Annotated in this window: 10 protein-coding genes; 7 read left to right on the top strand and 3 right to left on the bottom strand. The window is 64.2% G+C overall.

What is annotated here, in order from left to right:
- Nucleotides 1–267: 267 nt before the first annotated feature.
- Nucleotides 268–1,263 (top strand): P1 family peptidase, encoded by a 996-nt coding sequence (locus NTD80_RS14755; RefSeq protein WP_262134135.1) that lies wholly within the window; start codon nt 268–270, stop codon nt 1,261–1,263.
- Nucleotides 1,264–1,383: 120 nt separating this feature from the next.
- Here NTD80_RS14755 and NTD80_RS14760 read toward each other — a convergent pair whose 3' ends face one another.
- Nucleotides 1,384–2,730 carry a tetratricopeptide repeat protein gene (locus tag NTD80_RS14760; protein WP_262134136.1) on the bottom strand — a complete coding sequence of 449 codons (1,347 nt, stop codon included), beginning with the start codon at nt 2,728–2,730 and terminating at the stop codon, nt 1,384–1,386.
- A 307-nt stretch (nt 2,731–3,037) separates the two neighbouring features.
- Here NTD80_RS14760 and NTD80_RS14765 point away from each other — a divergent pair, with 307 nt between their 5' ends.
- The 6 genes from NTD80_RS14765 to NTD80_RS14790 all read left to right on the top strand — a co-directional run bounded on the left by NTD80_RS14765 (nt 3,038) and on the right by NTD80_RS14790 (nt 9,982).
- The gene (locus NTD80_RS14765; protein WP_262134137.1) at nt 3,038–4,621 is read left to right on the top strand and encodes an ABC transporter substrate-binding protein; all 1,584 of its coding nucleotides are present in this window, start codon (nt 3,038–3,040) and stop codon (nt 4,619–4,621) included.
- Complete coding sequence (locus NTD80_RS14770; RefSeq protein ID WP_262134138.1) at nt 4,618–5,595, top strand: ABC transporter permease; 978 nt, start codon at nt 4,618–4,620, stop codon at nt 5,593–5,595. Before NTD80_RS14765 ends, NTD80_RS14770 begins: the two co-directional genes overlap by 4 nt.
- Nucleotides 5,595–6,422: an ABC transporter permease gene (locus NTD80_RS14775; RefSeq protein ID WP_106803297.1), complete on the top strand. Its 828-nt coding sequence runs from the start codon at nt 5,595–5,597 to the stop codon at nt 6,420–6,422. Before NTD80_RS14770 ends, NTD80_RS14775 begins: the two co-directional genes overlap by 1 nt.
- Nucleotides 6,419–8,083, top strand: coding sequence for an ABC transporter ATP-binding protein (locus tag NTD80_RS14780; RefSeq protein ID WP_262134139.1), 1,665 nt, complete (start codon nt 6,419–6,421; stop codon nt 8,081–8,083). Before NTD80_RS14775 ends, NTD80_RS14780 begins: the two co-directional genes overlap by 4 nt.
- The gene (locus tag NTD80_RS14785; RefSeq protein WP_262134140.1) at nt 8,080–8,916 is read left to right on the top strand and encodes an alpha/beta fold hydrolase; all 837 of its coding nucleotides are present in this window, start codon (nt 8,080–8,082) and stop codon (nt 8,914–8,916) included. Before NTD80_RS14780 ends, NTD80_RS14785 begins: the two co-directional genes overlap by 4 nt.
- Nucleotides 8,917–9,061: 145 nt before the next feature.
- Nucleotides 9,062–9,982 (top strand): ATP-binding cassette domain-containing protein, encoded by a 921-nt coding sequence (locus tag NTD80_RS14790; protein ID WP_262134141.1) that lies wholly within the window; start codon nt 9,062–9,064, stop codon nt 9,980–9,982.
- A 2-nt stretch (nt 9,983–9,984) separates the two neighbouring features.
- On the opposite strand, the gene arnT is transcribed toward NTD80_RS14790, so the two are convergent.
- Both arnT and NTD80_RS14800 read right to left on the bottom strand, forming a co-directional pair.
- Nucleotides 9,985–11,643, bottom strand: coding sequence for a lipid IV(A) 4-amino-4-deoxy-L-arabinosyltransferase (arnT, locus tag NTD80_RS14795; protein WP_262134142.1), 1,659 nt, complete (start codon nt 11,641–11,643; stop codon nt 9,985–9,987).
- Nucleotides 11,644–11,828: 185 nt separating this feature from the next.
- Nucleotides 11,829–12,509, bottom strand: coding sequence for a histidine phosphatase family protein (locus NTD80_RS14800; RefSeq protein WP_262134143.1), 681 nt, complete (start codon nt 12,507–12,509; stop codon nt 11,829–11,831).
- Between the last annotated feature and the right edge of the window lie 145 nt (nt 12,510–12,654).

Raw genomic sequence — 12,654 nt, forward strand, 5'->3', positions numbered from 1 at the left:
GTAGGGTGGCTTGTTGAGTTCAAGCTCTGGTGGGAGGCTTGAGAGCAAGGCCTATGCCATGTGGAAAAGTCGTTTAAAAACAGTGAGTTGGTGAGTTGTTGAGCAGGGCGCTGGTGTTTTTCTAACAGGCGCGAAGGCAGGGTGTTGGTTTTTGTGCAGGGTTTTTTCCGGGCCATCCGGTTTTGCCTCGCGAGACCGGGGCGCCGATGCTTGGCACACCCCTTGCTCTCCCCACGCCATACCTAAACCCAAGGAAGCTTTTTCTGTATGCCTAGACCCGGCCCGCGCAACGCCCTCACTGATATCCCAGGCCTTACGGTCGGCCACGCCACGGACCTGCACGTCGACACCGGCGTCACGGTGATCCGCCCCGATGGTTTCTGGACCGCCAGTATCGACATCCGCGGCGGCGGCCCCGGCGGGCGCGAGACGGCAGCCCTGGAGCCGGAAAACATGGTCGGCCAGCTGCATGCGCTGGTCTTCGCCGGCGGCTCGGTGTTTGGCCTCGGCGCTGCGGATGCCGTGGCCGCGAAGCTGTCCCAGGACCAGGTCGGGCTGCACCTGAAACCGGGCGCCCCGGCGATCCCCATCGTGCCCGCTGCGGTGTTGCATGACCTGGCCAATGGCGGCGACAAAGCCTGGGGCCTGGAACCGCCGTATCGGCGCCTGGGCTTTGAAGCGCTGGCAAATGCCGCCAAGGACTTCGACCTGGGCTCGGTCGGCGCCGGCCGTGGCGCCATGGCCGGGGTGTTGAAGGGCGGGCTGGGCACGGCCTCGCTGGACCTGGGCGACGGGCTGATCGTCGCGGCCCTGGTGGTCGCCAACCCGATCGGCTCGGTGTACATGCCCGACGGCAAGACCTTCTGGGCCTGGCCCTGGGAAGTCGCCGGTGAGTTCGGCGGCCAGCGGCCCGAGGGCGTGATGGACTGCAGCGATCCGATCCCCGAGCTGTCGCGCCTGGATTCCATGGGCCGCCTGCAAGCCGGGGCGAACACCACGTTGGTGGTGGTCGCCAGCACTGCGCGCCTCAGTGTTGCCGAGTGCAAGCGCGTGGCGATCATGGCCCAGGACGGCATCGCCCGCGCCGTGCGCCCGGCGCATTTGCCGTTCGATGGCGACACGGTCTTTGCGCTGGCGTCGGCGGCAGTGGAGCTGACCGCCGGACCACGGCGTCAGGTGGAGATTGGCTGTATTGGCTCGGCGGCGGCCGATTGTGTGGCGCGGGCGATTGCACGGGGGGTGTTTGCCGCGCGAAGCCAATAAGCTGCACGGACTCCTGTCGGGGCTGGCTTGCCGGCGATGGCAATCTGTCAGTTGGGCCACATGCCGCTGACCGACCGCTATCGCAGGCAAGCCAGCGCCTACTGTTTGGATCTGTGAACATCAGGTAAAGCGTGCAAGCCGCTCCTGGGCTTTTGCTGCCTGCTCCGGCAACCCCAGCGCCTCATATACCCGCACCAGGCTGCGATTGGTCGGCACGTCCCAGCCGTCATACCGGCGGCGCAATTCCAATGCCTGCTGGGCGCTGAACCAATCCCCGGCTTGCAAGCGCGCATCCAGCTCGACCTGGGCGAACAGGTCGCGCTGGGCGTGGCTGCCGCCAATTTCGTTCAGGCGCGGCAGGGCAATGCCCAGTTGTTCAAGCGCGACGTGGGCATCGCCGCGTGCATGGGCGAGCAGGCCACGCGCCAACGGCAGCGTCACTTCGCCCCACACCGGCCGTGCGTGAAGGCTGTGGTGCTGCAGCGCCGCCAGCAGGGTGTCTGCCTCCGGCTGGCCCGCGCGAGCCAGGCCATACAGGTACTGCACGCTCAAAAACGGTTGCACGGTGTCTGCGGTACGGCGTTGCAGATAGGGCGCCAAGGCCTGCCAGCGCTGGCCCACGTCGATGCCGGCCAATTCCAGGCGCGCCAGCAGGGACACGGCGCCGACCTGGTCCTGGGAGTACTCCGGGAGGATGCCCCACACATGCTGGTCGTAAATCGCCAATACGCGTTGATCCTCGCCCCGGGCCAGGTAAAACAGCGCGAGGTGCCACCAGTTGTGGGTGTACATGAAGGAGTTCAGGCCGTCCCAGTGGTGCTTGACGCTTTCCAGGAACGCAGTGCCTTCCTCGATGCGCCCGTGGGTCAGCAGCACGTGGGCGAGGGCGTGTTGGGCCCAGGGCTCCGACGGTTGCAGGCGCAGGGCTTCGCGGGCGCTGGCTTCGGCCTCTTCGAGCAGGTGGCATTGCTCGTAGGCGAAGGCGAGCAGGCCGTGGCTGTGGGCAATGTCGGGCGCTCCGGCACGGGCCTTGAGCCCGATGCGCAACAGCGCCGGCCAGTTGCCGCGGTTGAACTCCAGGTACTGGTTGAGCTTGGCGGCGAACAGGTCGCGAGGGTAGCGGTCGAGCAGGTTTTCGCTCAACTGCAGGACCTGATCGAGGTCGTCCTTGATCCAGGCATGCAGCACGTCAAGGTACAACTGGGCACGCGGGTGGTCGGTCTTCACGGCTGCGCCGCGCTGGCGGTATTTTTCCGCCAGCGCCGGGCCTTGCGGAGACTCGATGAACATCAGCAGCAAGCCGGCAAACGCATTGGCCAGCGCCGAGTCCGGGTTGGCATCGGCGGCGGCAAGGATGCCTTCGGCGCGGGGCTGGTAGCCGAGGAAGCCGCCGATGAAATCGTCCAAACCCTGGCGGGTGATGGGGTCGGTGGTGTCGATGGGGTTGCCCAGGTAATCCAGTGGCATGGTGAAGAGGCTCTTGGTTTCAGATGGGTTTGAAGGGGCAAACCTTGTGCCAGCTGACACCGTGGCGCTCATGTGGGCGCTGGCGTGCCGGCGATAGCGGTGGGTCGGCGATGGATTCGTTAGCTGATACACCACCATCGCCGGCAAGCTGGCTCCTGCACGGGCTGTTGCTTTTTGCACACTCACGCAGGCCGCTGTGGTTTTTTCATCACCTTGCCGGGCCTTTGGCTCAGCAATCCCCCGTCAATACCCCCATGGCACAGCCCTTGCAAAATCCCTCGTCTGTCTTTCCAGTCGAGGAGCCTTCATGCGCCCATTTTCTTTCCGCCGTGCCCTCACCTCCGTGGCACTGTGCACCGCGTTGCTGGCCGGCCAGGCACTGGCGCAACCCCAGGACGGCGGGGTGCTGAACCTGGTGGCCCAGCCGGAGCCGCCATCGCTGATGCACGGCGTGGTCAGCCACGTGTCCACCCAATACGTGAGCGGCAAGGTGCTGCAGGGCTTGTTGACCTTCGACACCGACCTCAACCCCAAGCCGGTACTGGCCAAGGCCTGGACGATTTCCCCCGACGGCCTCACCTACGCCTTCGACCTGCAGGACGGCGTGCATTGGCACGACGGCCCGGCGTTGACCGCCGATGACGTGGTGTTCAGCTTCCAGACCTTCTACCCCGAGGTCGACAAGCGCCTCGGCGGGATCATCACCGAGTACGTCGACAGCATCACCGCCAAGGGCCCGCTGCAAGTGGTCTTCCACCTGAAGAAACCCTTCGCGCCATTGCTCTCGGCACTCGGCAGCGGCCTGCGCCCGGTGGTGCCCAAGCACCTCTATGAGCACACCGATTTTCGCAACAACCCCTACAACCTCAAGCCGGTGGGCACCGGGCCGTTTGTATTCGTGGAGTGGAAACGCGGCGCCTACATCAAGCTGGCCAAGAACCCCAATTACTGGAAAAAAGGCCTGCCGCACCTCGACAGCATCATCTTTCACGTGATCCCTGATGGCTCTTCGCGCGCCGCCGCGTTCGAGCGCAATGACGTGCAAGTGCTGCGCAGCGGTGATGCGGATTACGCCGACCTCAAGCGGCTCAGCGCCTTGCCGAATGTGCAGTCCTCGGAGAAAGGCTGGGAGCTGTATGCCGGCCTGGCCTTCCTGCAGATCAACACACGCAAGCCACCGCTGAACAACCCCAAGGTGCGCCAGGCGATCCTGTACGCGCTGAATCGCCAGTTCATCGTCGACAACATCTTCTTCGGCTCGGGCAAGGTCGCCCAGGGTGAGTTTGTCTCGACCACGCCGTACCACGACCCGCAGTTGCCGCAGTACACCTATGACGTGAAAAAGGCCAAGGCGCTGATTGCCGAGTCCGGCGTGGACGTCGGCGCGGTGCGCATTCGCCTGCTCAATGGCGAGAAGGGCGGTGCCTGGGAGCGCCTGGCCGAATACACCAAGCAGGCCCTGCAGCCGTTGGGCTTCAAGGTGCAGGTGGTGACGTCCGATGCGGCGACCTGGTTCCAGCGCGTGAGTGATTGGGACTTTGACCTGACCTACAACTTTATCTTCCAGATCGGCGACCCGTACCTGACCAGCGCCTACCTGTTCCGCTCCGACTACATCCTCAAGACCTCGCCGTTCGCCAACGTCAGCGGCTACAACAGCCCCGAGGCGGATGCGCTGTGGAGCAAAATCGCGGATACCCCGGAAGGTCCCGAGCGCAAACAACTCTTCAGCCAACTGGAGAACGTACTGAACACCGACCTGCCCATCGCGCCGATCTTCGAAATGCGCTACCCGACGCTGTTCCACACCCAGGTGAAAAACCTGCTGCAGACCGCCACCAGCCTTAACGAGGACTACGAAAGCGTGTACCTCGAGGCGCCGGCACCATGAATGGCGTGCTGTATATCGGTGGGCGCCTGGGCAAGGCGCTGCTGATGGTGGTGGCCGTGCTGGTGTTGAGCTTTTTGTTGATTCACCTCGCGCCGAGTGACCCGGCGCTGCTGCTGGCCGGTGAGGCCGGGGTGGATGATGTGCAGTTCATCGAGCAATTGCGCCAGACCATGGGCCTGGACAAACCGCTGCTCCAGCAACTGCTGATTTACCTGGGCAATATCGCGCACCTCGACCTCGGTTACTCCTACCGCAACCAGACCCCGGTGTGGTCGCTGATCGCCGAGCGCTTGCCGGCGACCCTGGCGTTGATGGGCTCGGCGTTCGTGCTGTCGTCGGTGCTGGGGGTGACCCTTGGCGTGCTGGCGGCGCGCGCGCGGCAGAAGCGCCATTGGCTCGATGGCCTGATCTCCCACGGTGCCTTGCTGCTGTATGCGATGCCGTCGTTCTGGCTGGCGATGCTGCTGATCCTGCTGTTCTCGGTGAGCCTGGACTGGTTGCCGGCGTTTGGCATGGAGACCGTGGGCCGCGACTTTTCGCTGCTCGATCGCCTGCAGCACCTGCTGTTGCCGTGCCTGTCGCTGAGCGTGATGTTCCTCGCGTTGTACATCCACCTGACCCGCGCCGCCGTGCTCGATGCCCTTGCCCAGGAGTACGTGCGCACCGCGCACGCCAAGGGCTTGCACCCACGGCGGATTCTCTGGGTGCATGTGCTGCGCAACGCGTTGTTGCCGGTGGTGACCTTTGCCGGCTTGCAACTCGGCCAGTTGGCCAGCGTCGCCTTGCTGGTGGAGGTGGTCTATTCCTGGCCCGGCATCGGGCGCTTGATGTATGACTCGCTGGCCCAGCGCGACTATGGCGTGTTGATGGGCGGCTTCCTGGTGATCTCGATGCTGGTGGTCGGTTTAAACGTGTTGACGGACGTGCTCTGCCGCGTGCTCGACCCGCGTATTGGCGCTGGAGGGCAGGGCTGATGCGGTTGTTGAAGCGCTTTGTGCGCCAACCCTCGGCGCTGCTCGGCGCGGTGTTTTTGCTGGTGCTGGCCGCCTTGGCGATTGCTGCACCGTGGCTGACCAGCAGCTCGCCGTGGGAAATGAACAGCCAGCCGATGCTGGCGCCGTTCCATGATCCGGCCCATTGGCTGGGCAGCGACCTGCTTGGCCGCGACCTCGGCATCGGCTTGCTGTATGGCGCGCGAGTGTCACTGGCCGTGGGCGTGCTGACCAGCCTGGCGACTTTGCTGATGGGCCTGCTCGTGGGCGCCATCGCCGGCTACTTCGGCGGTTGGGTCGACGGCGTGCTGATGCGCATCGCCGAGTTCTTCCAGATCATCCCGCAACTGGTGCTGGCGGTGATCCTGGTGGCGGTGCTGGAGCCGTCCCTGGGCACCATCGTGCTGGCGATTGCACTGGTGGCGTGGCCGGCCGTCGCGCGGTTGGTGCGCAGTGAATTCCTCACCCTGCGCCAGCGCGAATTCGTGCAGGCGGCGCGGGTGTTGGGCCAGTCGCCGTGGGGGATCATCAGCCAACAGATCCTGCCGAATGCGCTGGCGCCGTTGCTGGTGGTCATGACCTTTGTGATGGCCACGGCGATCCTCACCGAATCCGCCCTGGCATTCCTCGGCCTCAGCGACCCCGAGGCGATGAGCTGGGGCTACATGATCAACGCCTCCCGTGGCCTGCTGCGCGATGCGTGGTGGATGAGCTTCCTGCCGGGGCTGGCAATTGCATTGTGCGTGCTGGCGGTGAATCAGGTCGGCGAAGGCCTGCGCGTGGCATTTGAACCAGAGAGGTCGCTATGACGTTATTGAGTGTCGAGCACCTGCGCATTGCCTTGCCGCCGGGAGCCGACCGCAGCCATGCGCTGTATGACCTGTCGCTGCAGGTGCGCAGCGGCGAATGCCTGTGTGTGGTGGGCGAGTCCGGGTCGGGCAAGTCGATGTTGGCCAAGGCGCTGTTGCGCCAGTTGCCGCGCCCGTTGAGCGTGCAAAGCGGGCGACTCTTGTTTCGCGGCGAAGACCTGGCGGCGCGCAGCGAAGCGGCCATGCGCGAACTGCGCGGGCGCCACATCAGCATGGTCTTTCAGGAGCCGATGAGCGCGCTGAACCCGCTGTTGCGGGTCGGCGAGCAGATCGATGAAACCCTGCGCGCCCACGGGGTGAAATCCGCCAGTGAACGGCGCGCTCGGGTGGTGGAGTTGCTCGGCTATGTCGGCTTGCCGGACCCTGAGCGCCTGCGCCTGGCCTATCCGTTCGAGCTTTCCGGTGGCCAGCGCCAGCGCGTGGTGATCGCCATGGCCCTGGCGTTTGATCCGGCGCTGTTGATTGCCGATGAACCGACCTCGGCCCTGGACGTGACTACCCAGGCGCAGATCCTCGAGCTGCTGCGCCGCATCCAGCAGGACAAGGGCATGGCGCTGCTGTTTATCACGCATGATTTTGCCGTGGTCGAGGCGATTGCCGACCGCGTGCTGGTGCTGGAAAAGGGCCAGGTGGTGGAGCAGGGCAGCGCCCGGCAAGTATTGCGCGAGCCGCAGGCCGCTTACACGCGGCAATTGCTTGCGGCCGTGTCGGCCCAACCCTTGGCACCGCGCACCACGGTGGACGGTGCGGTGGTGCTCAAGGCCGAGCGGCTGGGCAAGGTGTTCAGTCGCCGCACGAGCTGGTGGAGCAAGCACACCACGCGGGCGCTGGACGCCGTGGGGTTGCAGGTCCGTGAAGGCGAGACCCTCGGCATTGTCGGTGAGTCGGGCTCGGGCAAATCCACCCTGGGCCGCTGCCTGGTGCGCTTGCTGCGCGCCGACAGCGGCCAGATCGAATGGCTGGGCCAGGACGTTGCAGGGTTGTCCGAAGCCCGCCTGCGCCCGTTGCGCAGCGAAGTGCAGATGATCTTCCAGGACCCGTTTGCCTCGCTCAACCCGCGCCAGACCGTCGGGCGCATCATCATGACCGGGCCGTTGGTGCAGGGGCGCACCCGCGCCGACGCCGAACAGCGGGCGCGGGCCTTGCTGGAACTGGTGGGCCTGCCCGCCACGGCGTTCGAACGCTACCCCCATGAGTTCTCCGGTGGCCAGCGCCAGCGTATCGGCATCGCCCGCGCCTTGGCGGTGGAGCCCAAGGTGCTGATCGCCGATGAGTGCGTTTCGGCCCTGGATGCGTTGATACAGGTGCAGATCCTGGAGCTGCTGGAGTCGCTGCAACGGCGGCTCAAATTAAGCATCATTTTTATCACCCATGACCTGCGTGTCGCGGCGCGCCTGTGCGACCGCATTGCGGTGATGCAGAACGGCCGGGTGGTCGAGCAGGGCGACACGGCGACGCTGTTTGCCGATGCACGCCATCCCTATACCCGGACCTTGTTGCACTGTGGCGGCCGGCTTGCCGGCGATAGCGCCCTGTCGAGCGCTGCCACGTCCGAATCTTTCATCGCCGGCACACCGGCGCCTACCCAAGGCTGTGTATGACGTTCTCTTTTGCCGATTTACCCGTGGTGCGCGGCGAGTTGCTGGAAATCCGCCCCAATCGCACCTTGAGCATTGCCCACCACGTGGGCACCACCCAGGCCGACACCGTGGTGTTTTTCTGCCATGGCGCCGGCGGCAACAAGGACCAATGGCGCCTGCAATGGCCGGCGCTCAAGGCCGAAGGCTACAGCCTGGTGGCCTGGGACCTGCTGGGCCATGGCGACAGTGGCCGGCCGCGCAATGCCCAGGCCTACGCCTGGTCCGAGCTGGTGGCCGACTATCTGGCGATCCTCCAGCGCTACGCCGGCACGCGTAACTTGCTTGTCGCGCATTCCTTCGGCACCGGCCTGAGCCTCAGCGCGTTGCTGGCCAAGCCCACCGCGCGCATCGACGCAGCATTGCTGTTGGGTGCGCGCCTTCACCGCCCTGTGGTCAACGGCGGGTTGATGGCCTTGCCGGCGTGGCTCCTGGAATGGCTGCGCCCGGTCTTGGCCAAGGGCTTTCGCAAGCATGCCTGGCATGCCTCGGTCGACCCGGCGCTGGTGGCTTACGAAGAGAAACTCACCGAGCGCAACCGCCTGCACATGTTCAAGGCCCTGACCAGTAAGGCCCAATGGCCGGATGCGCAACAGATCCCCGGCCTGACATTGCCGGTCAGTGTGGTGGCCGGTGACAGTGATGGCCTGACCCCTGCCAGCGGTGGCCAGGCGCTGGCTGAACAGTTACCGAACGCTGACTTCCAGGTGCTGGAGGCCTGTGGTCATCAATTGATGCTGGAGAAGCCTGCCTTGGTGCTGAAAGCATTCAACAAACTGCTGGCAAGGCGCTTATAACTCAAAATCTTTTTGCTATGCGATTCAGCTATTGGATTGTTCATAAGGTAATGCATTTAATCCGAGGCCTAACTCATTGTTGTGCTGAATAAATCAGCGCCCTCGTGCGTTGCAATGAGCCATCGTTACGCCTTAGAGATTCGCCATGAGCAACCTCGTTGCCCCCGTGCCCCTGGTCCGCCTGCTGGACCTGAGCAAGTCCTTTGGTGCCCAGCGGGCGCTGGATCAGGTCAATCTGGATATTTATCCGGGGGAAGGGGTGGCGGTTTTGGGGGCCAGCGGCGCGGGCAAGTCGACCCTGGTGAAAATCCTCAGCGGCAGCCTCGCGCCGGACACTGGCGAAGTGTGGGTGGAGGGGCAGCGCCAGCGTTTCACCTCGCCGCTATCGGCGCGCCGCGTTGGCATTGTGGCGGTGCACCAATGTCCCGATGATGCCATCGCGCCGGGGCTGAGCGTGGCCGAAAACCTGTTGCTCGACGAACTGGGCCAGCCTGACGCCGACTTCCTGCTCAATCGCAAAAGCCTGTTGCAACGTGCCGAAGCCATCGCCGCCGGGCTGGGCCTGGAGCTGCCGTTGCAACTCCCGGTAGAGCGCCTGGGCCAGGCCGACCGCCAACTGCTGGTGCTGGCGCGCGCGTTTGCCCTGCACCCCAAGCTGCTGATTCTCGACGAACCCACCGCTGCCCTCTCGGCCGTCGACGCCGAACGCCTGCTCGGGCTGATCGACAGCCAGCGCGCGCGTGGCGTGGCGATCCTGTGCATCTCTCAACGGCTGTCTGACCTGCAACGGGTGACCAACCGCGCGATTGTGCTGCAGCAAGGGCGCCTCACCGGCGACCTCAATACCCGGCATCTGCCGAGCGCGGCTTACACCCTGTTCGGCGACACGGCCGAACATCCGCCCATCACCGCGGATAAAGCCTTGCCGGTGCCATTCCTGGAACGCTTTACCCGCGCCGGGTTTATCCGCAACCGGGCGGAGGGGCGGGCGGTGCAGGAGCAGGTGCTGGGCAGCGGCGTCGCGCCGACCGAAGAGGTCAGCCCTGCAACGTCCAAACCGCGCTGACCTCACTGCAACGGCGGATACACAATCAATTCCAGATAGCCTTTGTGATAACGCTTGCCGCCTGGCGGCAGTTGCCCGGCCTCGCGCATTTCACTGGTGCTGTTGACGCGCATCAGCACGCCGACCGAACCGTGCTGGCGGGCCTCGCTGATCCAGGCCTGGACCTGTTCCAATTCCACCTTGCGGTGCATCGAGCCCGCGTACTGCAAGCCGTAGCGCAGTTCACCTTCGGTGTCGTACAGCGACACTTGCGTGCGCTTGAGGCGCCAGGCCAGGGCGCTGGCGTTTTCCAGGGAGTTGGCGAGCAACGCCTGGGTTTGCTGGAGTTCGTTCATATGCTCCAGCACGAACTGGTCGGGCATTTCGTTATCGGCGATCTGTGCCGGCATGCTCGCCGGCAACAGGATCACCAGCAAGCCAATGCCCAGGGTCGGCATCGCCCACAGCGTCAACGGGCGGAAGGCCTGCAGCAGGTTGCTGAGGATCCACCCCAGCAACACGATAAAGGCCAGGGACAGGCCGAACATTTCGGCATGGCTGTGGCCATACAGCGGCCGGGCGATTTGCAGGTAGATCAGGCCGATCATCGCGGCCATGCCGATTGCGAAGTTGAGCAGGCCATTGAGGCTGATCGTGCGTGCGCGGCCGTTGTCGAGCAGGTCGCCCAGCGTGTGCCCCATCAACAGCGCCAGGGGCAGCAGGCACGGCATGATATAGGTCGGCAGCTTGCCGTTGCTCAGGCTGAAGAACCCGAGTGGCAACAGCAGCCACAGGGCCAGGAAGGCGATCGCCGGCTGGCGTTTTTCGCGCCAGGTGGTGCGCAGGGTCGAGGGCAGCAGCCCGGTCCAGGGCAGGCAGGACACGGCGATGATCGGCAGGAAAAACCACCACGGGCGTACGTGCTGCGCATCGTCGGCGCTGAAGCGGCGAATGTGTTCATTCCAGAAAAAGAAGCGCCAGAAGTCTGGTTCCTGCAGATGGATCGCCACCACCCAAGGCAAGCACACCAGGACCGCCACGCCCACGGCCAACGGACCATAGCGCAGCAATTCGCCCAGGCGCCGTTGCCAGAGCATGTAGGGCACGGCAATCAGCACCGGCAACGCCCACGCGAGGAACCCCTTGGTCATGAAGCCCATCGCGCAGGCCAGGCCCACCACGGCCCAGGCTAGCAGGCGTCCACGGGTGCTGGTGCTGTCGAGCGCAAACCACAGGGCAACCAGGCTGAGGTTGACCCACAGGGTAAATTGCGGATCGAGGTTGGAATACCCGGCTTGCCCGGCCACCAGGCCAAAGCTCAGGTACAGCAGGGCGCAGGCGAAAGACTTGCGCGGGGTGTTCCACAGGCGGCGGGCGATCACATAAGCCAGCAGCACACTCAAGCCGGTAGTCAGGGCCGAGGCGATGCGCACACCGAACAGGTTCTGGCCGAACACGGCCTGGCCCAGGGCGATCAGCCAATAGCCGCCGGCGGGTTTTTCGAAATAGCGAATGCCCATGTAATGCGGCGCGACCCAGTTGCCGCTCAGCAGCATTTCCTGGCTGACCTGGGCGTAGCGGGTTTCGTCCGGGGTCCACAGGCCGTGCAGGCCCAGCGGCAACAGGTAAAAGGCGGCGAAGGCCAATAACAACAACGGCAGGGGTTTGAATCGGATCGTCACAACGTCGCTCCTTGACGTGTACTGGCAAACATTTGCAGTAAGAAAGTAATAGCGGAAAACATCAAAGCGTTCACTGAGTGACAGAAGATATTCATGACGTCCTTAATTAAAAGGCGCAACTAAACATGCCAGAACATGGCTGTCTTTTTGCTGAACATAGAGGGCGGCGGCGGGCAGGAAAGTACTTACAGTTGTTTTAACGCGGCTGGCCAGTCCTGATTATTGACCAGGCCCAGGGTCTTGAATTTGCCGTTGGGCAAGACCTGCACGAACAGCGCGCTGCCGTACTCGGGGAAGGTGGCGTGGGGGAAACCCAGGGTGCTTTCGAAGTCGGCGATGCAGCCGCTGTGAGTGACGAACACCAGGTTGCGTCCCGGGGTCTTGTGGCTGAGCAACTCTTCGCCCATGGCCGCACCGCAGACGGCTTGCTGGCCGGAGGTCAGCTCGTTTTTACCGAACATGAACCGCAGCGTCTGGGCGGTCCGAATGGCCGGGCTGGCGAGCACATCGCTGCCGTCCATGCCCAGTGCCTTGAAGGCCTTGCCGAGGTTTTCGGCTTGTTGGCTGCCTTTGATCGTCAGGCCTTCCACCGGCCCCAGGCAAGCATTCGACGAGCGGTCGCAGCGCTCTTCATGACGCACCAGTACGATCAGGTCACCGTCGCGCCACAGCGGCAGTACCTGGGAGGTCAGCAGGCGGTTGCCCACCCCCAGGTCACGCGGTGACGCCGGCCACAGCAGGCTGGCGGTGAGCAACAGGCTGATCACTACAATCCCCAGCCACAGCGGTTGCAGCCGCTTGATGACGGCCCTGCGCGAGCGTGGTTTGGTCAGGGTCAGGTCAACCACTTCATTCACCTTGGGCACTGTTGGCAGTGTTGTATTAGTTAGCTGACGCAACGTGTTGGCGAATGCCTGCAGTATGACTTGAGGCTGGCACAGGACGGCTGTCTTTTCGCTGAACACGTGGCGGGTAAAAGTTGTCAGGCGTGGCAACTAACAAGTTGCCGAT

It is taken from the genome of Pseudomonas sp. 13B_2.1_Bac1, from assembly GCF_025466155.1.
Lineage (GTDB): Bacteria > Pseudomonadota > Gammaproteobacteria > Pseudomonadales > Pseudomonadaceae > Aquipseudomonas > Aquipseudomonas aylmerensis.

Coding starts and splice junctions, on each gene's coding strand:
- NTD80_RS14755 (WP_262134135.1), top strand. CDS start 268: ATGCCTAGACCCGGCCCGCGCAACGCCCTCACTGATATCCCAGGCCTT.
- NTD80_RS14760 (WP_262134136.1), bottom strand. CDS start 2,730: ATGCCACTGGATTACCTGGGCAACCCCATCGACACCACCGACCCCATC.
- NTD80_RS14765 (WP_262134137.1), top strand. CDS start 3,038: ATGCGCCCATTTTCTTTCCGCCGTGCCCTCACCTCCGTGGCACTGTGC.
- NTD80_RS14770 (WP_262134138.1), top strand. CDS start 4,618: ATGAATGGCGTGCTGTATATCGGTGGGCGCCTGGGCAAGGCGCTGCTG.
- NTD80_RS14775 (WP_106803297.1), top strand. CDS start 5,595: ATGCGGTTGTTGAAGCGCTTTGTGCGCCAACCCTCGGCGCTGCTCGGC.
- NTD80_RS14780 (WP_262134139.1), top strand. CDS start 6,419: ATGACGTTATTGAGTGTCGAGCACCTGCGCATTGCCTTGCCGCCGGGA.
- NTD80_RS14785 (WP_262134140.1), top strand. CDS start 8,080: ATGACGTTCTCTTTTGCCGATTTACCCGTGGTGCGCGGCGAGTTGCTG.
- NTD80_RS14790 (WP_262134141.1), top strand. CDS start 9,062: ATGAGCAACCTCGTTGCCCCCGTGCCCCTGGTCCGCCTGCTGGACCTG.